The sequence below is a fragment of the Vibrio navarrensis genome (assembly GCF_000764325.1).
Lineage (GTDB): Bacteria > Pseudomonadota > Gammaproteobacteria > Enterobacterales > Vibrionaceae > Vibrio > Vibrio navarrensis.
In genome coordinates, this window is the sequence record NZ_JMCG01000001.1 from 289,672 (window position 1) to 312,142 (window position 22,471).

General features: G+C 50.8%; 23 protein-coding genes. 15 read left to right on the plus strand and 8 right to left on the minus strand.

The features are described from left to right. Window positions 1-20 precede the first annotated feature (20 nt). Window positions 21-944: a bifunctional GNAT family N-acetyltransferase/hotdog fold thioesterase gene (locus tag EA26_RS01360; protein WP_039422631.1), complete on the plus strand. Its 924-nt coding sequence runs from the start codon at window positions 21-23 to the stop codon at window positions 942-944. Here EA26_RS01360 and EA26_RS01365 read toward each other — a convergent pair. From EA26_RS01365 to hslR, 4 genes are all read right to left on the minus strand, one after another. Next, window positions 924-2,861, minus strand: a complete 1,938-nt coding sequence (locus EA26_RS01365) for an AsmA family protein (protein WP_039422632.1) — start codon at window positions 2,859-2,861, stop codon at window positions 924-926. The two genes, EA26_RS01360 and EA26_RS01365, sit on opposite strands and share 21 nt — an antisense overlap. Before the next feature lie 126 nt (window positions 2,862-2,987). Further along, complete coding sequence (pckA, locus tag EA26_RS01370) at window positions 2,988-4,616, minus strand: phosphoenolpyruvate carboxykinase (ATP) (RefSeq protein WP_039422633.1); 1,629 nt, start codon at window positions 4,614-4,616, stop codon at window positions 2,988-2,990. 331 nt (window positions 4,617-4,947) lie between these two features. Next, window positions 4,948-5,823: an Hsp33 family molecular chaperone HslO gene (gene hslO / locus EA26_RS01375; RefSeq protein ID WP_039422635.1), complete on the minus strand. Its 876-nt coding sequence runs from the start codon at window positions 5,821-5,823 to the stop codon at window positions 4,948-4,950. Between the two features lie 32 nt (window positions 5,824-5,855). Next, a complete protein-coding gene (hslR, locus tag EA26_RS01380; protein WP_039422637.1) occupies window positions 5,856-6,239 on the minus strand; it encodes a ribosome-associated heat shock protein Hsp15 in 384 nt (127 codons plus the stop codon). 310 nt (window positions 6,240-6,549) lie between these two features. Between hslR and gspC the strand changes: the two genes are divergently transcribed. Genes gspC through EA26_RS01440 form a run of 12 tightly spaced genes read left to right on the plus strand, consistent with a single transcriptional unit; the run spans window position 6,550 to window position 17,899 of the window. Then, window positions 6,550-7,479, plus strand: a complete 930-nt coding sequence (gspC, locus tag EA26_RS01385) for a type II secretion system protein GspC (RefSeq protein ID WP_039422638.1) — start codon at window positions 6,550-6,552, stop codon at window positions 7,477-7,479. Window positions 7,480-7,516: 37 nt separating this feature from the next. Continuing rightward, window positions 7,517-9,559, plus strand: a complete 2,043-nt coding sequence (gspD, locus tag EA26_RS01390; protein ID WP_039422640.1) for a type II secretion system secretin GspD — start codon at window positions 7,517-7,519, stop codon at window positions 9,557-9,559. After that, window positions 9,559-11,058 (plus strand): type II secretion system ATPase GspE, encoded by a 1,500-nt coding sequence (gene gspE, locus EA26_RS01395; protein WP_039422642.1) that lies wholly within the window; start codon window positions 9,559-9,561, stop codon window positions 11,056-11,058. Before gspD ends, gspE begins: the two co-directional genes overlap by 1 nt. Next, window positions 11,058-12,275, plus strand: a complete 1,218-nt coding sequence (gene gspF, locus EA26_RS01400; RefSeq protein ID WP_039422644.1) for a type II secretion system inner membrane protein GspF — start codon at window positions 11,058-11,060, stop codon at window positions 12,273-12,275. Before gspE ends, gspF begins: the two co-directional genes overlap by 1 nt. 52 nt (window positions 12,276-12,327) lie before the next feature. After that, window positions 12,328-12,771: a type II secretion system major pseudopilin GspG gene (gene gspG / locus EA26_RS01405; RefSeq protein WP_039422645.1), complete on the plus strand. Its 444-nt coding sequence runs from the start codon at window positions 12,328-12,330 to the stop codon at window positions 12,769-12,771. A gap of 51 nt (window positions 12,772-12,822) precedes the next feature. Continuing rightward, entirely contained in the window at window positions 12,823-13,413 is a 591-nt protein-coding gene (gene gspH / locus EA26_RS01410) for a type II secretion system minor pseudopilin GspH (RefSeq protein ID WP_039422646.1), read from the plus strand. Beyond that, on the plus strand, window positions 13,413-13,775 hold the full coding sequence (gene gspI / locus EA26_RS01415; protein ID WP_039422648.1) for a type II secretion system minor pseudopilin GspI: 363 nt from the start codon (window positions 13,413-13,415) through the stop codon (window positions 13,773-13,775). The genes gspH and gspI overlap by 1 nt, the downstream gene beginning before the upstream one ends. Then, the gene (gene gspJ, locus EA26_RS01420) at window positions 13,762-14,451 is read left to right on the plus strand and encodes a type II secretion system minor pseudopilin GspJ (RefSeq protein WP_039422650.1); all 690 of its coding nucleotides are present in this window, start codon (window positions 13,762-13,764) and stop codon (window positions 14,449-14,451) included. The genes gspI and gspJ overlap by 14 nt, the downstream gene beginning before the upstream one ends. Then, complete coding sequence (gene gspK, locus EA26_RS01425) at window positions 14,444-15,469, plus strand: type II secretion system minor pseudopilin GspK (protein WP_039422651.1); 1,026 nt, start codon at window positions 14,444-14,446, stop codon at window positions 15,467-15,469. The genes gspJ and gspK overlap by 8 nt, the downstream gene beginning before the upstream one ends. Continuing rightward, window positions 15,438-16,637, plus strand: coding sequence for a type II secretion system protein GspL (gene gspL, locus EA26_RS01430; protein ID WP_039422653.1), 1,200 nt, complete (start codon window positions 15,438-15,440; stop codon window positions 16,635-16,637). The genes gspK and gspL overlap by 32 nt, the downstream gene beginning before the upstream one ends. 7 nt (window positions 16,638-16,644) lie before the next feature. Beyond that, window positions 16,645-17,136, plus strand: coding sequence for a type II secretion system protein M (locus tag EA26_RS01435; RefSeq protein WP_039422655.1), 492 nt, complete (start codon window positions 16,645-16,647; stop codon window positions 17,134-17,136). A 1-nt stretch (window position 17,137) separates the two neighbouring features. Then, the gene (locus EA26_RS01440; protein WP_039422656.1) at window positions 17,138-17,899 is read left to right on the plus strand and encodes a type II secretion system protein N; all 762 of its coding nucleotides are present in this window, start codon (window positions 17,138-17,140) and stop codon (window positions 17,897-17,899) included. Window positions 17,900-17,980: 81 nt separating this feature from the next. Here EA26_RS01440 and cysQ read toward each other — a convergent pair whose 3' ends face one another. The 4 genes from cysQ to EA26_RS01460 all read right to left on the minus strand — a co-directional run bounded on the left by cysQ (window position 17,981) and on the right by EA26_RS01460 (window position 20,950). Next, window positions 17,981-18,808, minus strand: a complete 828-nt coding sequence (gene cysQ, locus EA26_RS01445; protein ID WP_039422658.1) for a 3'(2'),5'-bisphosphate nucleotidase CysQ — start codon at window positions 18,806-18,808, stop codon at window positions 17,981-17,983. A 14-nt stretch (window positions 18,809-18,822) separates the two neighbouring features. Continuing rightward, complete coding sequence (gene nudE, locus EA26_RS01450; protein ID WP_039422660.1) at window positions 18,823-19,377, minus strand: ADP compounds hydrolase NudE; 555 nt, start codon at window positions 19,375-19,377, stop codon at window positions 18,823-18,825. 155 nt (window positions 19,378-19,532) lie between these two features. Continuing rightward, complete coding sequence (gene nfuA, locus EA26_RS01455) at window positions 19,533-20,117, minus strand: Fe-S biogenesis protein NfuA (protein ID WP_039422661.1); 585 nt, start codon at window positions 20,115-20,117, stop codon at window positions 19,533-19,535. Window positions 20,118-20,251: 134 nt separating this feature from the next. Next, window positions 20,252-20,950 carry a phosphoribosyltransferase family protein gene (locus tag EA26_RS01460; RefSeq protein WP_081946357.1) on the minus strand — a complete coding sequence of 233 codons (699 nt, stop codon included), beginning with the start codon at window positions 20,948-20,950 and terminating at the stop codon, window positions 20,252-20,254. Between the two features lie 89 nt (window positions 20,951-21,039). Here EA26_RS01460 and bioH point away from each other — a divergent pair, with 89 nt between their 5' ends. Further along, entirely contained in the window at window positions 21,040-21,807 is a 768-nt protein-coding gene (bioH, locus tag EA26_RS01465; protein WP_039422665.1) for a pimeloyl-ACP methyl ester esterase BioH, read from the plus strand. A 140-nt stretch (window positions 21,808-21,947) separates the two neighbouring features. After that, window positions 21,948-22,415, plus strand: coding sequence for a hypothetical protein (locus tag EA26_RS01470; RefSeq protein WP_039422667.1), 468 nt, complete (start codon window positions 21,948-21,950; stop codon window positions 22,413-22,415). Window positions 22,416-22,471 lie beyond the last annotated feature (56 nt).

Consider the following 22,471-nt stretch of genomic DNA (forward strand, 5'->3'; position numbering starts at 1 on the left):
TTACTTGAAAAAGGATTTCTATGTTTAAGCTGATCACGCCGAAAACAGATAACCAACTCAACAAGTATTACCACTTTCGTTGGCAAATGCTGCGCGAGCCCTGGCGTATGCCAATCGGTTCAGAGCGCGATGAATACGACGGTATGAGCCATCATCGCATGATTGTCGATGGCCGGGGACGGCCAATTGCCATCGGTCGATTGTATATCTCTCCGGATAGCGAAGGCCAAATCCGCTATATGGCGGTGAAAGGCACTCGCCGTGGCAAAGGTATGGGCTCGCTGGTGTTAGTGGCGCTGGAATCGCTCGCCCTGCAAGAGGGAGCGAAACGTTTAGTGTGTAATTCGCGTGAGGACGCTATCGCCTTTTACGAGAGAAATGGTTTTGAGCGTCGAGGTGAGCTGACCGATGAACGCGGTCCGGTGCGTCATCAGCAAATGGTCAAGCACCTTGATCCGATGGCCAACGTATTGCGCAATCCGAAGTGGTGTACGGAATTGCAAGATCGCTGGGACAGACAAATTCCGATCAGCGATAAGATGGGCATCAAAATCAACCAATATACCGGTTATCAGTTTGAGTGCAGTGCGCAGCTCAACCCCAATTTAAACCCGCATAATACTCTGTTCGCTGGGTCGGCATTCACGCTGGCGACGTTAACCGGCTGGGGCATGGCGTGGTTATTGCTGAAAGAGCGTGGTTTAACCGGAGATATTGTTTTGGCAGACAGTAGCATTCGCTACCGTCATCCGGTGGAGAAGAACCCGATTGCCAGCACGTCGCTGGATGGTATTAGTGGCGATTTGGACCGACTCGCCTCTGGACGCAAAGCGCGTATCGTGATCCATGTGACCATTTTTAGTGGTGAGGTTGCGGCGGTGGAGTTCATGGGAACCTATATGCTGCTACCCGATTACAAAAAGCTATTGAGTCAGCGTGGCTAAATTGGGTTGGTTTTCACTGGGTGGTTGGCTTTCACTGCTTAATGCCGCGTCGCATTCGCTGTGGCGCTGGTGTTGATCCGAGAGAAGGTCACCACTCAACTGCTGACAGCCAATCATGAACTGATAGCTGATACCTTGAGGCGCATCGGCTGCGAGGTCCGCTTGGCCGCTGATGTTGCCTGTGATCGATGGGCCGCTGACGTTGATCGGGCTGAGTGACAGCTTACCTCGCTGCATATCGAGCCTGAGTTCCGATAGCATTAATGGTGTGATGCTGTTGTCTTGAGCTTGGATATACGCTTCATGTAACTGCGCATACACCCCGCCCGACAAGGTATGGGAGAACATCGCCCAGTCGCCCGCCAACCCCTTGGCTTGTAAATCGATGCTGCTGATCGCGTTGATCTCCAACGGCAGCGGTAATTGCGACAATAGCAACCCTGCAGGGAAGCCATCGGCATTGAGGGTGAGTTGCCACGGTTTGCTGATTTGTGTCAGATCAAGCGAGGCCTGTCCCTCTACATAACCTTGTTGTAGCGGGGCAAACAAACGATCCATCTGCCATTTGCCTTGGTCGCTGTGCATTTCAATGATCGGGTGTGAGCTGAGTACACTCTGGTAGCTTGCATTGGCGGCGCTGGCGCTCAGCGTACCTTGCCAAAGACCAAGTTGCCCGTCTTGCTTAATCAGCAAGTTCTGTCCTTCGATATTGAGTCCAGTCAGTTGCCAATAGGGTTCGCGGATCAGTTGGATAAATTGGCTGCGCTCGATATTCAGCGTTTCAACGGAAATCTCTTTCGCCTGTCTAAGCAACTGTTTCAGCCACTCTCCTTCACCGGGCTGTTCAGCGGCCCACTTCACGTTATTAACGTTCACGTGTTTCAGTGCCAGCGCGTGCGGAGTGATGCGGCCAGAAAAGCTCACGTTCCCCTGCTGCCAGAGAAAAGCGGCTTCTTCGACATCAATTTGCGCAGGATTGAGACGCAGGCTGAGACGCGGTTCAATCCACATGTTGTGTCGGTCTTGCACGCTTTCCGCAGAGAGAGAAAAAAGGCCATCGTTTTGCTGCCACCAAGCAAACGGTAGGGTGAGATTTTCACAGGAGAGCTCAACATTGACCAGTTGATAGCCTTGGTAATCAATGCTGCTACGCATCACATCGAGGCTGTTGATATGGCTAATGTTGCCCAGCCTTGTCCAAGGTTTGGCCACAATCGACTGCACTTGCTGCTCTGAGAGTGTAAGGCCATCAATGGTGACATTGACCAGTGACCAGCCTTGTGCGTACTGCTCAGCCTGACCGGAGAGGTGCCCACCACGCCAGAGGAAGGAGAGGCCAAACACCGTACTCTCTTGCGGGCGATAGTCCATATCAAGCAACGTTTTGTTGAACGCCTCGCCTTGCCAATAGATTTGATCAGCGGAAAGTTGAATCTCAGCATACGGCAGCCACTGCTCTGTCGTCTCCCAGTATGGCTGTTTGAGCTGAACTTTAAGACCGCGCGCGCTGAACTCTTTATCGGCGTAGTCAAAGTGAGACAAGGCGATTTGCTGGATATCAACCGCATCACGCAGCCAAGTTTGCGGATTGCTGCTTAGCCCTTGTTGGAGACTGAGGCCGTCGATCAGCACACTGTCTAACTGCCACTGTCCATCACGGTAAAGTGACGGGTTGAACCAGAGATCGAGTTGTTCGACATAGCTCACGTCTGGGTGATCAAAGGTCAGATTCTTAAAAGAAAAATGATAGGGAAACTGGTAGCGAACTTCTGAAGCACTGACACCAGAGTGCAGCCATTGATTGAGTTGATTGAATACCGGGCTTGCGTAGCGAGTTTGCAGTGAACACAAAAGCGCGAGTGGAATAATCGCAACGACCAAAAGCAAGACAGTGATGGTTATAACTATTTTTTTCATCCGAATTGACCAAACTCTCGCTGCTTCCCTGCATGTGTTGCATAAGCTTGTCTTAAATTGAGGTGTGATTCAACTAAAAAGCCCCTCGAATGAGGGGCTTGAGCATGCTTTTTGTTATCCGATCACTTAGTCAAGCTGAGGACCAGCTGAGACTAGCGATTGACCTTCGGCGTTGTCGGTGTATTTAGCAAAGTTATTGATAAAGCGTTGTGCCAGATCTTTGGCTTTGCTTTCCCACTGTAGCGGGTCTACATAGGTATCGCGTGGGTCAAGGATAGTTGGGTCGACGCCAGGAAGCGATGTCGGTACCTCTAGATTAAAGATAGGCACGTGCTTGGTTGGTGCTTCTTCAATCGAGCCGTCAAGGATAGCGTCGATAATGCCACGCGTATCTTGAATCGAGATACGTTTGCCACTGCCATTCCAGCCGGTGTTCACTAGGTAGGCTTCTGCGCCTGCTTCTTCCATGCGTTTAACCAGAACTTCTGCGTACTTAGTCGGATGTAGCGTTAGGAACGCTGCACCAAAACAGGCAGAGAAGGTTGGCGTTGGCTCGGTAATGCCGCGCTCAGTACCCGCCAGTTTGGCGGTGAAACCTGATAGGAAGTGATACTTGGTTTGCTCTGGTGTCAGTTTAGACACAGGAGGCAATACGCCAAAAGCATCGGCAGACAAGAAGATCACTTTGTTGGCATGACCACCTTTAGAAACGGGTTTGACGATGTTATCAATGTGGTAAATCGGGTAAGAAACACGCGTGTTCTCGGTTTTCGAGCCATCGTCAAAATCAATCGAACCGTCGTTGCGTACCGTGACGTTTTCTAGCAACGCATCGCGACGGATGGCGTTGTAGATGTCTGGCTCTGCTTCTTTCGACAGTTTGATGGTTTTCGCGTAGCAGCCACCTTCGAAGTTAAATACGCCGTCATCGTCCCAGCCGTGTTCGTCGTCGCCGATCAGCGCACGTTTTGGATCGGTGGATAGGGTAGTTTTCCCTGTACCAGATAGGCCGAAGAAGATCGCAACATCGCCATCTTTGCCCATGTTGGCACTACAGTGCATGGATGCGACGCCTTTCAGCGGCAGGAAGTAGTTCATCATGGCGAACATGCCTTTCTTCATTTCGCCGCCGTACCAAGTGCCACCAATCAGTTGAGTGCGCTCGGTCAGGTTAAACACAGTAAAGTTTTCCGAGTTCAGACCATGCTCTTGCCACTTCTGGTTGGTGCATTTCGCGGCGTTCATCACCACGAAGTCCGGTTCAAAGCTTGCCAACTCTTCTTCGGAAGGGCGAATAAACATGTTCTTCACAAAATGCGCCTGCCAAGCGACTTCGGTGATCACACGAATGCTTAAACGCGTGTCAGGGTTAGCACCACAGTAACCATCAATCACGAACAAACGTTTGCCAGAAAGCTGGTTGGTGACCTGTTCTTTGAGGTCATTCCACACTTCCTGAGTGATTGGTTTGTTATCGTTCGGAACTGCACTGGATGTCCACCACATGTTTTCTTCCGTCGTCGCGTCTTTCACTATGTATTTATCTTTTGGTGAGCGGCCAGTGAAAACGCCAGTATCGACAGCGACCGCGCCAAGCTCGGTGACTACGCCTTTTTCGTAGCCTTCGAGATCCGCTCGCGTCTCTTCTGCAAACAGCACTTCGTAACTTGGGTTACGTAGAACCTCTTTTACGTTGCGCAGTCCATGTTTGGTTAAATCAATTGTTGCAGCCTTAGTATGTTCCATAACGGTCATAGGTGCTCCTTATAGGATTTTGTAGGGATTTTGTAAGAATCTTTTAATTTTTCTGCTCACCATGCTAACAACGGGTGGGGGAGAAAACAGGGATATAGTTCAAAAATTATCCTTAATTTTCCTGCGGTTTTAGGTGTCCCGTCACATATTGGCCGAGACAGTTTATCGTGCACGCAAACCATTGCGCCAGCGTTAAAGGATTATTAATTAACAAAAAATAAGGGGTTATTAAATTACGGGAAAGTATTGATTTACTAGGCTTTGATCACAAAAAGGCCAGCGTATGCTGACCTTTTGACGGGTAAATTACGTGCTTGATAATCCAAGGAAATTAATGCAGCGTTTTACGCTCAGAAGTGGCGTTGGTGTAGAGTTCAGCTACTTGCGGCTCGTCAAACGAGTAAGTCGTGCCGCAGTAATCACAATGTAAAGAAACGTATCCTTCGGTGGCCAAAATGTCATAAATTTCAGTTTTATCGATAGTGACAATTGCGGCACCGCTGCGCTCACGAGAACAGCCACAATGGAACTCGACAGGCTGAGGTTCGAACAGGCGGACTTGTTCTTGGTTGTACAAGCGATACAGCAGCTCGTTGGCTTTTAAAGTGAATAACTCTTCATTTTTCACTGTGTTTGTTAACTGTTCGAGGTGCTCAAAGTCATCGGCAGAGCCAGTGCCATCTGGCACGATTTGAATCAGCATACCAGCGGCGTGCGCTTGACCTTGGTGCTCGCCAGTGCGAATCCACAAGCGGGTTTTAAGCTGTTCTGAATTGGCAAAATAGCCTTCGATCACTTGAGTAAGGTTATCGCCGTCGAGACCAACCACACCTTGATAGCGTTCGCCTTTTTTCGGCTCAATGGTGATGACAAGGTAGCCTTTCCCCATCATATCGTGCAGGCTAGCATCGTCGGCAATCTCACCTTCCCAGCGCGCGACACCACGAACTTTTTGTTCGTTATCGCCATTGATTACCGCCAAAGATACCGGGCCATCACCTTGCAATTGAATGGTGATAGAACCTTCAAATTTGAGCGTGGCGGTGAGTAGAGTGGTTGACACCAACAGCTCGCCTAACAGTTTTTGCAGGGCTGCCGGATATTCCTTGCTCGAAATAATACGCTGGTATGCTTCATCCAATTGTACCAGCTCGCCACGCACTGAAAGGTCTTCAAATAAGTAGCGGTTCAAAACATTGCTTGCCATTTAGGGATTCCTCGTCGGTTTTTCCGGCGTTGTTACTGCAGTTTAAATTTGATGATGTCACGACGCTGTTTTTTGTCTGGGCGTCTTTCTGGACTTGGGTTGGCGTTGAGTTTACGTTGCTGTGCCAGTGTTTCGCGCTTTGCTACACTTTCGTCGGTTTCGCGATACAGCCTTTGTGCTTCAGGCGCGCCACGTCGCTGATCTGAGATCTGCTCAATCACCACCACTTTCTCGTCATTTCCTTGGCGTAACTTAATTGTCGCACCAATTTCAACTATTTTGCTTGGTTTTGTGCGCTGACCATTATAGTGGACTTTACCTCCATCGACCATGTTGCGGGCAATGGAACGGGTCTTATAAAATCGTGCAGCCCATAGCCATTTATCTAGTCGAACGGCGTCAAGTTGGGAACTCATAGGAAGTCTTACTCTCTAATCAGTGCTGTGAATGATTGCGGCGTATTGACCCTTACAATGGTGACGGACAGCAAAATTTTCAAGGGAGTTGGCAAAAACGGAATTTGAAAAGCGTGTAACTATTATGCTGTGATATAGTTCACTGCTCTTTGTCGACTAGACAATTCCATTGCAGTCAAAAACATAGCAGGATGTCTTCCATTTGTTTAGAACTGGTGAATATGTCGAGCAGAGAGTGCAGTGAAATCATAGAAGAACACTGCCGATAACAAAGCGGTCATTGAATCGTAACAAAAAAGGAATCAACTCAGTGAAACCATCAGAGCTAAGTGCTGGATTGAAAAGCAGCCCGCTACTGGCTCGCGTCATTGCGAATAACGGCGAAATTCAGCGCCATGTAAGCAAGATCTTAGCTGGCATTTTGATTGCGATGACAGGCTGGACTTTAGGCCAGGTTGTCTGGCTCACACAGCCACAAAAAAATGAGATTGTTGCTTGGCAAGCCCCTGTGATAACCGGAGGGCAAAGCAACAATAAGCAGGGCCTTTCTCTTGCTGGGCTGCAGGCGATGAATTTGTTTGGTGCTTACAACGAAAACAAAGCAAAACCGGTGGTAAAAGCGCCTGTGGTGCAAGATGCGCCGAAAACTCGACTCAATTTGGTGTTGGTCGGTGCGGTCGCGAGTAGCAACCCGAGTGCCAGTTTGGCGGTCATTGCTAACCGAGGTCAGCAAGCGACGTACGGTTTAGGCGAAGAAATTGAAGGGACTCGCGCCAAGCTAAAAGCCGTGTTAGTGGATCGGGTGATCATTGATAACGAAGGGCGTGATGAAACCGTGATGCTTGAAGGGCTAGAGTACAAGAAACTCGGCGATAGCACTTCGCATGCGCCAGCCTCGTCGACCATAGCGAAGAACAACCCGCCCGATACCGACGAACAGTTAGCGCAGATTCGTGAAGAGATCACCGCCGATCCGCAGAAGATTTTCCAATATGTCCGTTTATCCCAAGTGAAGAAAGACGAGCAGGTCATCGGTTATCGTGTTAGCCCGGGTAAAAATCCGCAGCTTTTCCAGTCGGTTGGTTTGCAAGATGGCGATATTGCTGTGCAGCTTAATGGCAACGATCTGACCGATCCGGCGGCGATGGGCAAAATTTTCAATTCAATTTCAGAGCTGACAGAGCTGAACCTGACGGTTGAGCGTGATGGTCAGCAGCATGACATTTACATCCAATTTTAATACTTAGGCGCTAGAGCGTAAGTGGTGGGAGATATACGTGAAACATTGGTTTAGCAAAAGCGCATGGTTGCTAGCAGGGACGCTAGCCTGTACGTCCGGCGCGTGGGCAAGCGAATTTAGTGCGAGCTTTAAAGGTACGGACATTCAGGAATTCATTACGATCGTCGGACGCAATCTGGAGAAAACCATCATTGTTGATCCGTCAGTGCGCGGCAAAATTGATGTCCGCAGCTATGATGTATTGAATGAAGAGCAATACTACAGCTTCTTTCTCAATGTGTTGGAAGTGTACGGCTATGCCGTGGTGGAAATGGAAAATGGCGTACTGAAAGTCGTCAAATCAAAAGACTCGAAAACCTCGGCCATTCCTGTGGTGGGTGACGATACCGTCAAAGGCGACAACGTCATCACGCGCGTCGTTGCGGTGCGCAATGTCTCGGTGCGCGAACTTTCGCCTCTGCTGCGCCAACTGATCGACAACGCAGGCGCAGGTAACGTGGTGCACTACGACCCAGCCAACATCATTTTGATCACCGGCCGTGCGGCGGTGGTGAATCGCCTTGCGGAAATCATCAAACGTGTCGATCAGGCGGGCGATACCGAAGTGGAAGTGATTGAACTGAAAAACGCGTCTGCCTCTGAAATGGTGCGCATTGTCGATGCACTGAACAAATCCCAAGACGCCAAAAATACCCCAGCCAATTTGCTGCCTAAATTAGTGGCAGACGAACGCACTAACTCCATCTTGATCTCGGGTGATCCGAAAGTGCGTGAACGCCTGAAAAACCTGATTGAGAAGCTCGATGTCGAGATGGCAACCAAAGGCAACAACCGCGTGGTGTATCTCAAATACGCTAAAGCGGAAGATTTGGTCGATGTGCTCAAAGGAGTGTCCGATAATCTGCAAGCGGAGAAAAATTCCGGCCAAAAAACCGCGGGTTCGCAGCGCAATGACGTGGTGATCGCCGCTCACCAAGGTACCAACTCGCTGGTGCTGACTGCGCCGCCCGATATCATGATTGCGTTGCAAGAAGTGATTTCTCAGTTGGATATTCGTCGTGCACAAGTATTGATTGAAGCTTTGATTGTCGAAATGGCGGAAGGCGATGGCATTAACCTTGGCGTACAGTGGGGCTCACTGGAAAGTGGCGCTTTGATTCAGTACGGCAACAGTGGTGCACAAATTGGCAAGGTGATGATTGGTCTTGAAGAAGCCAAAGATGTTAAGAAAACAGAGAGTTATTGGAATTCAAGTAAAACAAATGCCGATGGCTCAACCGGTGGTTGGGAAAGCCGCGAGTATACTGAAAAAGGCGATTACTCCACTCTAGCCTCTGCCTTATCAGGCGTAAATGGCGCAGCGATGAGTTTGGTCATGGGTGATTGGACAGCCTTAATCAGCGCGGTCGCCAGCAACTCCAATTCGAACATACTCTCTTCGCCTAGCATTACCGTGATGGACAACGGCGAAGCGTCGTTTATTGTTGGGGAAGAAGTGCCAGTCTTAACCGGTTCATCGGCCAGCTCGAACAACGACAATCCATTCCAGACGGTGGAACGTAAAGAGGTTGGTATCAAACTGAAAGTAGTGCCGCAAATCAACGAAGGCGACTCAGTACAACTCAATATTGAGCAAGAGGTCTCCAACGTGCTTGGGGCTAACGGCGCGGTCGACGTGCGCTTTGCCAAACGCCAATTGAATACCTCTGTGATTGTTCAAGACGGGCAGATGCTGGTACTCGGTGGTTTGATTGACGAGCGTGCGCTGGAAAGTGAATCGAAAGTACCGCTATTGGGGGACATTCCAATTTTGGGCCACCTGTTCAAATCGACCAGTACTCAAGTCGAGAAAAAGAACCTGATGGTTTTCATCAAGCCAACCATTATTCGCGATGGCATGACGGCTGACGGCATCACCCAGCGCAAATACAACTACATTCGTGCCGAACAGTTATATAAAGCCGATCAAGGTTTGAAGCTGATGGGCGATGGTAACATCCCAGTTCTGCCAAAATATGGTGAAGATAAGCGCCATCCTGCTGAAATTCAGGCCTTTATCGAACAGATGGAAAGCAACTAATGGTAGATATGTTGGACACGGTAGCTGCTTTTCGCCGTTTGCCTTTTAGCTTTGCCAACCGCTTTAAGATGGTGCTTGAAGTGGAACATCCCGAGCGCCCGATGATGCTCTATTATGTCGAGCCTCTCAATGCCTCAGCGTTGATTGAAGTACGCCGAGTGTTGAAGCAGACGTTTATTCCCAAAGCGCTCAGCGCAGAAGAGTTCGAGAAAAAGCTTACCTTAGCCTATCAGCGTGACTCGTCAGAGGCGAGACAACTGATGGAAGACATCGGCTCCGATGACGATTTCTTCTCCTTGGCGGAAGAGTTGCCGCAGGGGGAAGATCTGCTTGAGTCGGAAGACGATGCGCCGATCATCAAATTGATCAACGCCATGCTCGGTGAAGCGATTAAAGAGGGCGCGTCAGATATTCATATCGAAACGTTTGAAAAATCGCTCTCGATTCGTTTCCGTGTCGACGGGGTGTTGCGTGACGTGCTTGCTCCGAACCGTAAGCTAGCACCGCTGCTGGTATCGCGGGTTAAGGTAATGGCGAAGCTGGACATCGCAGAAAAACGCGTGCCGCAAGATGGTCGAATCTCTTTGCGCATCGGTGGTCGCGCAGTGGACGTGCGGGTTTCGACCATGCCGTCATCGCATGGTGAACGTGTAGTTATGCGTCTGCTGGACAAAAACGCCACCCGCTTGGATTTGCACAGCCTAGGTATGACGCCAACCAACCATGATAACTTTCGTCACCTGATCGCTCGTCCACACGGGATTATTCTGGTCACGGGGCCAACGGGGTCGGGTAAATCAACGACCTTGTACGCAGGGTTGCAGGAGCTCAACAGCAACGAGCGCAATATCCTCACCGTCGAAGATCCGATCGAGTTTGACATCGACGGTATTGGTCAGACACAGGTCAACCCGAAAGTCGACATGACATTTGCTCGCGGTTTGCGTGCGATTTTGCGTCAAGACCCGGATGTGGTGATGGTCGGGGAAATTCGTGACTTGGAAACCGCACAAATTGCCGTTCAAGCGTCGTTAACCGGCCACTTGGTGATGTCGACATTGCACACCAACACGGCGGTCGGTGCGATTACCCGTTTGCGTGATATGGGAATTGAGCCTTTCCTCATTTCTTCCTCTTTGCTTGGGGTGTTGGCGCAGCGCTTGGTACGAACTCTGTGCCACGACTGCAAAGAGCCTTACGAAGCCGATAAAGAGCAGCGCAAACTGTTTGATAGCAAGAAGAAAGAGCCTCTTATCCTCTACCGCCCAAAAGGCTGTGAGAAGTGTAATCACAAAGGTTACCGAGGCCGTACCGGTATCCACGAATTGCTAATGGTGGATGAGAAAGTGCAGGAGCTTATTCACAGTGAAGCGGGCGAGCAGGCGATTGATAAACTGATCCGTGAACATACGCCAAGCATTCGCAGTGATGGTTTGAGCAAAGTATTGCAAGGTGTCACCTCACTCGAAGAAGTGATGCGTGTCACTAAGGAATCCTGATGGCGGCGTTTGAATACAAAGCGCTCGATGCCAAAGGGCGACAGAAAAAAGGCAATATCGAAGGCGATAACGCTCGTCAGGTTAGACAGCGGCTTAAAGAGCAAGGCTTGGTGCCAATTGAGGTGATCGAGACCAAAGCGAAGCAGGCGAAAAGCAACGCTTCCGGTGGGTTCAAACGCGGGATCAGTACCCCCGATCTCTCTTTGATTACGCGCCAGATCTCGACCTTGGTTCAATCTGGTATGCCTTTGGAAGAGTGTTTACGTGCGGTATCGGAACAAGCGGAAAAACCACGCATCAAAAGCATGCTGGCCGCGGTGCGTTCCAAAGTGACCGAAGGTTACACCTTAGCCGACAGTTTGGCCGATTATCCGCACATCTTTGATGAGCTGTATCGTTCTATGGTGGCGGCGGGGGAGAAATCCGGTCACCTCGATGCAGTTTTAGAACGGCTGGCCGATTACTGTGAAAATCGGCAGAAAATGCGCTCTAAGCTGATGCAAGCGATGATCTACCCTGTGGTGTTGGTGGTGTTTGCAGTCTCGATTGTGGCGTTTTTGCTGGCGACCGTAGTGCCGAAAATCGTTGAGCCGATCATTCAAATGGGGCAAGAGTTGCCGCAGTCCACGCAATTTCTTCTCGCTTCGAGTGAATTTATTCAGCAATGGGGCTTGATACTGTTTGTCAGCGTGGTAGTGGCGATTTATCTGCTAAAAACCGCCCTGAAAAAGCCAAACTTTCGTATGGCGTGGGATAGACGTATTTTAAGCCTGCCGTTGCTTGGGAAAATATCTAAGGGTTTGAATACGGCGCGTTTTGCACGAACGCTATCGATTTGTACCTCCAGCGCCATTCCGATTTTGGAGGGAATGCGCGTTGCGGTGGATGTTATGTCGAACCAATTTGTCAAACAGCAGGTCTTAGTAGCTGCAGACAGTGTGCGTGAAGGTGCCAGCTTGCGCAAAGCCCTGGATCAGACTCGTCTCTTTCCACCGATGATGCTACATATGATCGCCAGTGGTGAGCAGAGTGGTGAGCTGGAGAGCATGTTGACGCGCGCAGCGGATAACCAAGACCAAAACTTCGAATCGACGGTCAATATTGCTTTGGGGATTTTTACTCCGGCGTTGATCGCCTTGATGGCGGGCTTGGTGCTGTTTATCGTCATGGCAACGCTGATGCCGATGCTGGAAATGAATAACTTAATGAGTGGCTAAGGTTATCGATCGGGTGGAGCAGCTATCTGAACGATTAATTGTGGAGAAAATAATGCAAAGCAAACGTAAAAAACAGGCGGGTTTTACCCTGTTAGAAGTCATGGTTGTGGTAGTGATTCTGGGCATTTTGGCCAGTTTCGTTGTACCTAACTTGCTGGGGAACAAAGAGAAAGCGGACCAACAAAAAGCGATCACCGATATCGTCGCGTTGGAAAACGCGCTCGATATGTACAAGCTCGACAACAGTGTTTATCCAACCACTGATCAAGGTTTGGAAGCGCTGGTGAGCAAGCCAAGTAGCCCTGAGCCGCGTAACTACCGCGATGGCGGTTACATCAAACGTCTGCCAAAAGATCCGTGGGGCAACGATTACCAATACCTTAGCCCGGGTGACAAAGGCACAGTTGACATCTTTACCTTAGGTGCGGATGGTCAAGAAGGCGGTGAAGGCGCGGCAGCGGACATCGGCAACTGGAATATGCAAGACTTCCGTTAATTCGGAGCAGTTTGCAACGTAATAACAGTGAGAGAAAGCAGCTTGAAGAACATGTCCAATCAGCACCTGCGAGGTTTCACCTTGATCGAGATCTTGTTGGTGTTGGTGCTGCTCTCTCTGACGGCGGTGGCGGTGATCGCCACCATTCCGACTCGCACCGACGACAGCGCCAAAAAATACGCCCAGAGTTTTTACCAACGATTGCAGTTACTCAATGAAGAAGCACTGCTCAGTGGTAAAGATTTTGGTATTCGTATCAATGAAGATAAGTCTCGCTATACCTTACTTGTATTGCAAGCTCAGGGATGGCAGAGCTTAGCGCTCAACAAAATCCCCGCGACAACCGAACTGAAGAATGATGTTGCGCTGCAACTCTCCCTCGGTGGCGGCGTGTGGCAACAAGATGATCGCTTGTTTAAGCCGGGATCTCTGTTTGATGAAGATATGTTTGCCGAAGAAGAAGGCAAAAAGAAAAAAGAGTCGCCACCACAAATTTTCGTTTTGTCGAGCGGTGAACTGACGCCGTTCTCACTCTCTTTCTACCCACAAGACCGTGATGCGACAGAAGATGGTTGGCGTGTGAGGGCGAAAGATACCGGGCAGATTGTGCTGCTTGCCCCTGGCGAAGAAGAGAAAGAGTAATGGCCAACAGACGTAAAAGCAGAGGCATGACGCTGCTGGAAGTGCTGGTTGCGCTGGCGATTTTTGCCACCGCGGCGATGAGCGTAATTCGAGCGGTCAGCCAACACATCAATACCATTGGCTATTTGGAAGAGAAGATGTTTGCCGCTATGGTGGCCGACAACCAGATGGCGAGTGTGATGCTCGACCCGAAATCACTCAAAGCACGCTCTGGTCAGGAAGAGATGGCCGGGCGAACTTGGTACTGGAAAGTAGCGCCTGTGGCGACCACGCAACCACTGTTGAAAGCGTTTGACGTCAGTGTGGCGGTGGAAAAAGAAGCGAACCCCATTGTGACGGTGAGAAGCTATGTCGGCCAGTAAAAGTATGTCGGCCAGTAAAAGAAAGCGCCAACAAGGCTTTACCCTGATTGAAGTGTTGGTGTCGATCGCCATTTTTGCCACATTAAGCGTAGCTGCTTATCAGGTGGTGAATCAGGTGCAGCGCAGCAATCAGTTATCACAAGAGCGCAGTGCGCGTCTCAACGAGCTACAGCGTGCTGTGGTGATGATGGACAACGATTTTCGTCAAATGGCGCTGCGCCCGATGCGCACAAATGGTGAAAACCCCGCAAGTAAATTGATCGTGTGGGCGGACTATCTGCTCGACTCGGACAGCAAAGGGGTGATGTTTGCCCGTTTAGGCTGGCATAACCCTCAGCAGCAATTTCCGCGAGGTGAAGTGACCAAAGTCGGTTATCGCATCAAAGACGACATGTTTGAGCGGGTATGGTGGCGTTATCCTGACACGCCCACTGGTCAAATGGGAGTGATTACCCCTTTGCTGAGCGGGGTGGAAACGTTTGAAATGCGTTTTTCCGATGGTAAAAAATGGAGCGATGAGTGGGATGCGGAGAACACTTTACCTGCTGCCGTTTCGGTTGAATTGACATTGAAAGATTACGGTAAGATCTCGCGTGTCTATCTGACTCCGGAAGGGACGCTGCAAAAACGCGACGGCTCGGGCAGTCAGGACAGCAAGGATGACAATAATGGCTAAATTGACCATCCGCCGTCAGTCTGGCGTTGCTCTAGTGATTATCCTCATGCTGCTGGCTATTATGGCGACCATTGCGGCATCCATGTCGGAGCGGCTGTTTGCCCAGTTTCAGCGCGGTAGCAATCAAGTCAGCTACCAGCAAGCCTATTGGTACAGCTTAGGTGTGGAAGCGCTGGCTAAAGTGGCGATTGAACAGAGTTACAAAGACAGTGATACCACGGTGAACTTGAACCAGCCGTGGGCGGTGGAAGAGAAGACCTATCCACTGGATTACGGTGAAGCGCGCGGGCGTATTTATGATCGCCAAGCGTGCTTTAATCTCAATGTATTGGCGAGTGTAAAACCGCAGGATGGACAGCTTGAGCGTCCTTACCTCGTCAAAGTGCTGCGCAATTTACTTGAAGAAAATGGCGTGGAAACGTATGAATCTGAGGTGGTTGCGGATTCAGTGTGGGAATTTATCGACAGTGATGACGCAGTTCGTTCCAGCTCGGGTGTGGAAGATGCCACTTACGAAGGCATGCAACCCGCGTATTTAGCGGCCAACGGCTTTCTCGCCGACAGCAGCGAGCTACGCGCGGTGTACAAGGTCACGGGCGAGATGATGGAAAAGCTGCGCCCGTTGGTGTGTGCGTTGCCGACCGATGACTGGCGATTAAATGTCAACACACTTGCCGAGGAGCAGAGCTCATTGCTGGTTGCGCTCCTGTCGCCGACGCTTAACGAATCGAGTGCCAAAGACTTGATTGAAAAGCGACCGTTTGACGGTTGGGCGAGTGTCGATGCCTTTATGGCAGAATCAGAGTTGGCAGGTGTCAGCGATGAGATTAAAAAACAATCCAAAAAGTACCTCACCGTAGATAGTGCTTATTTTGAATTGGATGCGCAGGTCTTTGTTGATGACTCACGAGTGAGAATTCGCAGCCTAATGTACAGTAAAAACAGAGAAACAGTGACCGTCGTGCGTCGTCGTTTTGGAGGAATCAGTGAGCGAGTTTCTGACCGTTCGGCTGAGTAGCGAACAATATAGCCCGATCCCTTGGCTGGTTTGGTCTGCAGACCAACAAGAAGTGATCGCCAGTGGCGAGCTGTCAGATTGGCAGCAACTGGAAGAATTAAAACCTTTTGCAGAACAAAGAAGTGTGGTGGTACTCCTAGCATCGAGCGATCTTGTGCTCACGAATGTGGAGATCCCCGCGGGTGCCTCTCGCCAGATCGATAACATGTTGCCCTATCTGCTCGAAGATGAAATCGCGCAAGACGTGGACGATTTGCACTTTTCCATCTTGGCCAAAGAAGGTCGTATCGCCCATGTTTGTGCCGTAGAGCGAGATTGGCTACATCACATTGTGGCGAAGTTTCGTGAGCAAGGGATAGAGATCAAACGCATCGTTCCTGATTCTTTGGCGTTGCCGCTGAGTGAAGAAGGAATGAGCGCCGCCCAACTGGGTGAGCAGTGGTTATTTCGCCGCAGTGCCTATCAGGGCAGTGCGGTCGATCAAAGCTGGATGCCGCTCTATCTTGAGGCTTTGAGCCCTGACGAACCGTTAACGGTAGCCAGTTTCAGTAGCGTACCGCCAGAGACAGGTAAAGTGAATTGGTTGGCTCAGCCAGCCGAAATGACCATGGCGCTGCTGAGCCAAGGCGTGGCAAACATCAAATTCTCTTTGCTGACCGGAGTATTTAAGCCGAAATCGTCTTGGCTGAAACACTGGAAGGTGTGGCAGAAGGTGGCAATCAGTGGCGCGCTACTGATTGCTGCGGTAGTGGCGCAGCAGGTGCTGACCATTCAACAATATGAGGCGCAGGCCAACGCCTATCGCGCGGAGAGTGAGCGTATTTTCCGTCAGGTTTTGCCCGGTAAGAACAAGATCCCGACCGTCAGTTACCTCAAACGGCAGATGGAAGACGAAGAGCGTCGTTTGTCTGGAGGCGCGGGTGGTGACTCTATTCTTAATTGGATGGCACTTATTCCTGACACTATTGGTAAAGTGAAGAACTTCGAGGTACAGAGCGTCAAGTACGATGGCAATCGCGGCGAAGTGCGCATTCAAGCACAGAGCAAAGACTTCCAGATTTTCGAACAAGCCCGAGTCGCTCTGAGCGAACATTTTCAGGTCGAACAAGGGCAGCTCAACCGCACCGGCGATTCGGTAGTGGGCAGCTTTGTGTTGAAGCGTAAGTGAGGCCAGAATGACAAATTTACGAACCATGCTGCAAACTTGGTGGAGTGGTATTAGCCCTCGCGAACAGCGCCTAGTGATGGTGTGCAGTATCTTTGCCTTGTTAGGGGCAATTTATTGGGGCATTTTGCAGCCGATCGAGATGCGAGCAGAGCAGGCGCAGATGCGCATTCAGAGCGAAAAGCAACTGCTTAGCTGGGTGAAAGAGAAAGCGGACGACATCAGCCAAAAACGGGCGAGTGCAGGGGTACAGTTTTCCAATCAGCCACTCAACCAAGTGATCTCATCGTCCACTCGCCAATTCAACATCGAGCTGCAACGAGTGCAACCGCGCAATGAGATGTTGCAAGTGTGGGTGGCGCCGATGCCGTTCAACCGTTTTGTCGATTGGTTGACCTATTTAAAAGAGAAACAAGGCATCGAAGTGGAATTTATGGATATTGACCGCGGAAAAGAAGCGGGTGTGGTGGAAATTAACCGATTGCAGTTTAAGCGAGGTTAATGTGAAACGCGGTATAGTTTATAGCCTGATTTTTATTGTATTTTTCAGCATCAGCCTGATTTCGAGTATTCCGGCCAGTTTTGTGCTTGGCTATCTTCCGCCCGTACGTGGGCTTGCAATTGAAGGTCCATCGGGCACCATCTGGAAAGGCAGTGCGCACAAAATTTCTTGGCAAGGACAAGATCTCGGCGAAGTGAACTGGGATGTGCAGTGGATGCCGCTGCTCACGGGCGATGCGCAAGTGATGCTGCGTTTTGGTCGCGGCAGCGAGATGAATTTACGTGGTAAAGGGCGCGTTGGTTATAGCCTAAGTCGAGGTGCTTACGTGGAAAACTTGGTGGCGTCGCTCCCCGCGAAATACATCGCCAGCAAAATCCCGATGCCGTTACCGATTGATGTAGAAGGCCAAGTGGAGCTGAATGTCGCCCAAGCGGTATATCAAGCGCCTTGGTGCGCCACGGGCGCTGGTACGTTAGTGTGGAGCACGGCCAAAGTGGGCACTCCGATTGGTGGGCTCGACTTGGGCCCAGTGATCACCGATATTCAGTGTGAAAATAGCCTGCTTTCGGCCAAAGGATCGCAGCAGAGCGAGCAGGTCAGCGCCGCCTTTAGCGCGGAAGTGAGCCCTAATCGCCAGTACGTTACCTCGGCGTGGTTTAAACCGGGGGCAGCGTTTCCTACGTCGATGAAGTCACAACTCAGCTGGTTGGGTAATCCTAATGCTCAGGGGCAGTATCAGTTTGACTACAAAGGGCGCTTTTAGCTGCCCCAGTTGCAATACACAATATGAAAAAGCGAGCGGATTTCCGCTCGCTTCTTTTGTCGTTGTCAGTTTGCTCTTACGTTAGTCTTTGCCCTGCAAAATCTCATGCCACGGCAAATCCGCATCACCCAACACAATGAAGTTCGGGTTCTCTAGCGTGTCGCGTTCGTTGTATGACAAAGGCTCCAGTTGAGTGCTGAGAATGCGTCCACCCGCTTCTTCGACGATACACTGCGTCGCCGCGGTGTCCCACTCTCCGGTTGGGCCTAAACGGAGATAGCAATCGACCGCGCCTTCCGCCACTAAACAGGCTTTAAGGGCCGCTGAACCGAGTGGCACCAGATCGTAGTTCCAAGCACTGCTCATGCGGTTGGTGATGCGATTGATGTCCTGACGACGGCTGATGGCAATCGCAATATTTTGTCCGGGCAGCTCATGTTTGTGGGTCTGAATTCTCAGGCTTTGATCCATCTGCGGGATTTTCCACGCGCCTTTGCCATGGTAAGCGTAGTAAGTCACGCCAGAGACCGGGCCATAGACGACCCCCATCACGGGCCGATTGTTCTCCACTAACGCAATGATGGTGGCGAAATCGCCGCTGCGCGCGATAAACTCTTGCGTGCCATCCAGCGGGTCAACCAACCAGTAGCGGTTCCACTGCGCGCGCCTTTCTAAACTGATGTCGGCAGCCTCCTCAGACAGGACGGGAATGTCCGGGGTTAATTCACTGAGTTGCTTGGTGATCAGTTTGTGCGCGGCGAGGTCGGCACTGGTGACTGGCGTCGCATCGTCTTTGGTGAAGGCTTCGTACTGCTTGGTTTGATAAATATCGAGGATCAGTTGTCCGGCAGAGCGGGCGATATCGATGACCTGAGGTAATAGTTGAGATAAATCTTTTGTTGTCTGCATGGGGCTTGTCCTTACTACCCGGCTTGATTGAGCGCTTTGATGGCCAGTAACAATGCAGTGATGCTGCGCGATTCACAAAAATCGAGGTGATTGAGCAGCTCTTCTGCTTGTTGCAAAGGCCAACGCACCACTTCCAGAGGTTCAGGTTCATCGCCTTGCAGCGTTTCTGGATACAGATCTTGCGCAATGAACAGGGTCATTTTGCTCGAAAAATAGGACGGAGCGAGCACGACCTGTTTGAGGGGCGTTAGTTTTCTTGCGCCAAAGCCGATTTCTTCTTTTAGTTCTCTGTCCGCTGCCTGCTCTGGGCTCTCACCACTGTCTATCAGCCCTTTAGGAAAACCGAGTTCATAACGTTCTGTGCCTGCAGCGTACTCCCTTACTAATAGTAGGTCACCCTGCTCAGTGATGGGAACCATCATGACGGCATTTCTGCCGCTCGGCTTCATACGTTCATAAATTCGTTCTTCGCCATTGGAGAAACGCAATTGCAGAGCTTCGATGGCAAACAGTCTGGACTTGGCAACAATGTCACTCTTGAGGATTTCGGGTTCTTTCCTTCGGCTCATTGCGTGTACTCCTTCACCGCGAGATGGTTAGCTGCGTTAAGTTAATTGGCAATATTAGGCATTTGCTGAGTCAATATAAACGAAAAGAAAAAATAATCGAAAAGAAAAGGCTGGCGAAATGTGCCAACCTTTTTCTTTATCGCCATCTGGCGCGATTAATAGTACGAGTGCTCGCCGCGATCGTGTTCTGTCGCATCGCGTACCGCGGTCAGTTCTCCAGCAAACTGTTGCAGCAGCTCTTTTTCAATGCCTTCTTTGAGCGTGACATCCACCATAGAACAACCGTTACAACCACCGCCGAAAGAGACAATCGCCACGCCTTGATCGGTAATTTCCACCAAGTTGACATGGCCACCGTGCCCCGCCAGCTGCGGGTTCACTTGAGTTTGAATTGCATATTCAACTCGTTCAATCAGCGGCGCGTCGTCAGAGACTTTACGCATTTTAGCGTTTGGCGCTTTGAGGGTCAGTTGTGAGCCCATTTTGTCGCTGACGTAGTCGATCTCGGCATCTTCCAAAAAGGGCAGGCTTAGCTCGTCAACGTAAGCGGAAAAACCTTGGTACGGAATTTCGGTATCGGTGCCTTCAACTGCTTCTGGTGGGCAGTATGAAACGCCACATTCCGCATTCTGTGTGCCCGGATTGACAACGAAAATACGAATGTTGGTACCGTCAGGCTGTTGGCCTAACAAGTTAGCGAAGTGAGTTTGTGCAGATTCAGTAATAGTAATATTTGACACGACTAAATACCCGAGTGAATTTGTAGGTTATTGATGCCATTCTACTCCTGATAGCGAAAGGATCTAGTCTTTTGCAGCGAAAAAACCACCAATTTCAGCGCATGTACCGCTTGAACGATTGGTCGCTGATGGAGCTACTTCGGCTCAGGAGTGCGGCAGATGCAATAAATATCAATGCTTTCCACCCCGACTGCAAGCAGTAATTGGCATAATTGTCGCACTGTGCTGCCGGTCGTGACGACGTCGTCAACAATCGCCACGTGTTTGGCCTCAATTGGCCGATTTAAGCGAAAAGCGCCCGCGAGATTGCGCTGCCTCTGCTGTTTGTTGAGCCCTTGTTGTGGCGGCGTGTGAGTGGTGCGACGAAAGGCGTCGGGCAGATAGTGCTGCCCAAGGGCGTGGGCCAACTGTGCGGCGAAAAGGTCGCTCTGGTTAAAGCCACGTCGCCACTGCCGACGCCAGTGCATGGGGACAGAGAGCAGCAGTGGGGCGGGCTCAGTAATGCGTTCTGCAAGGAGCGCGGCAACGGGTTGGCAGAAACGAAATTGGCGCTGGTGTTTGATCTGATTGACATACCAAGCGGTAGGAAACTGGTAGTCGCTCAGGCAATACAAGCGTCGCCAAACGGGCGGGGTGCGTAGGCATTGGCCGCATTCGGCGACGTTACTTAAAGTGGGCAAGCCACAGTGGCGACAACGAGGCGTAGGCGAAAAATAGCCAAGGCAATGGTCACACCATAGAGAGGCGCTGGCAGATGAACAAGGTAAGCCGCACAGGTGACACAGCCTAGGCAGTGATCGGAGTGTTTTTTCACGCAGCCAATGAGTTAACATAATCATTTCGAAATATAAGCAGACCGAGCACTCAATGTAGCCAACAGGCGAGACTGAGCGGAGTGGAAAAAGTGGGAGAGTGTTTGAGCATGGACACACAATTGCATTGGCAAGTGAGTGGGGAAGGGCAAGATTTGGTGTTGCTGCACGGCTGGGGAATGAATGGGGCAGTGTGGCAGCAGAGTGTGGAGCGCTTGCAAACGCATTTTCGGGTGCATGTGGTGGACTTGCCCGGCTATGGTCATAGCGCGCATCTGCCGGCCAGCAGTTTAGAAGCGATCGCCCAGTTATTGTTGCCGCGCGCTCCTCGTCAAGCGATTTGGGTCGGCTGGTCGCTCGGTGGGCTGGTGGCGACGCACATGGCGCTGCACCACGCCGACTATGTCAGTAAACTGGTGACGGTCGCCAGCTCGCCAAAATTTGCCGCCGAATCTAAATGGCGCGGCATTCAGCCCAGCGTGTTGCACGCGTTTACCGAGCAGCTCAGTGAAGACTTTCACACCACCGTAGAGCGCTTCATGGCACTGCAAGCCATGGGTAGCCCTTCGGCTCGCCAGGATGTGAAAAACTTAAAGCAGGCGGTGTTGTCGCGTCCGGAGCCGAACCCGCAAGCTTTGCTGGCTGGGCTGAAAATGTTGGCCGAAGTGGATTTGCGTGAGCACTTGCCGCATCTCAGTATGCCGATGCTGCGTCTGTATGGTCGTTTGGATGGCTTAGTGCCCGTTAAGATTGCCGAGCAACTCACCGAAGCACTGCCGAGTAGCGAGCAGTTTGTTTTCAGCCAATCATCCCATGCGCCCTTTATCACCGAGCCCGAAAGCTTTTGCCATCAACTCATCAGGTTTGCGGCGAAATAAAAACTAAAATTGTTTAAATATTGGTCGATAACTAAATGACCAAGGTTATTCTCACTGAAGGTTTTCCTCTCGGGAGCATGAATTGGCGCTGTTCGCAGCAATGCGCACGGCTGAGGGCGATTCTTTGAGGAGGTATCGCGATGATTGTGTCACCGACCACTGTGAGTGTGCCACTGATCGCCCCATCGGTAAATGTGCAAACAGAGCAGGTTGCGCGCGACAATCGAGTGCGTGAGCCCGTCGCGCCACCCGTGGCGCTGGCAAAGTCCAATGCGGAACGTAAAGTCAAAAGTGACGATAAACGGCGACGGCAGTCGTCTTGGGATCCGAGTGAACATCCCGGCTACGAGATGGATACCGCGGATGGCATCGCGGTGTATCACGATGAAGCCAAAGATGCGATTGATCGGCTCTTTAGTTTGATATCACTGGGCAGTTACGCAGAAGATCAGGGCAAAGGCTATGCGATTCGTTACCGCCTACCTAAGCGCGTTTTGGATGCGGCGATAAAAGAAGGCGTGATGGAAAAGCGTCGAAAGATCATCAAATACCACTATGGTCATTCGGTCGTGCCCCACACTCCTTCGGAAGTGATTGCGGTGTTGTAAGCGCAATTCAATAAAAAACCCACAATGGGCAGCCGTTGTGGGTTTTGTTTTTATTC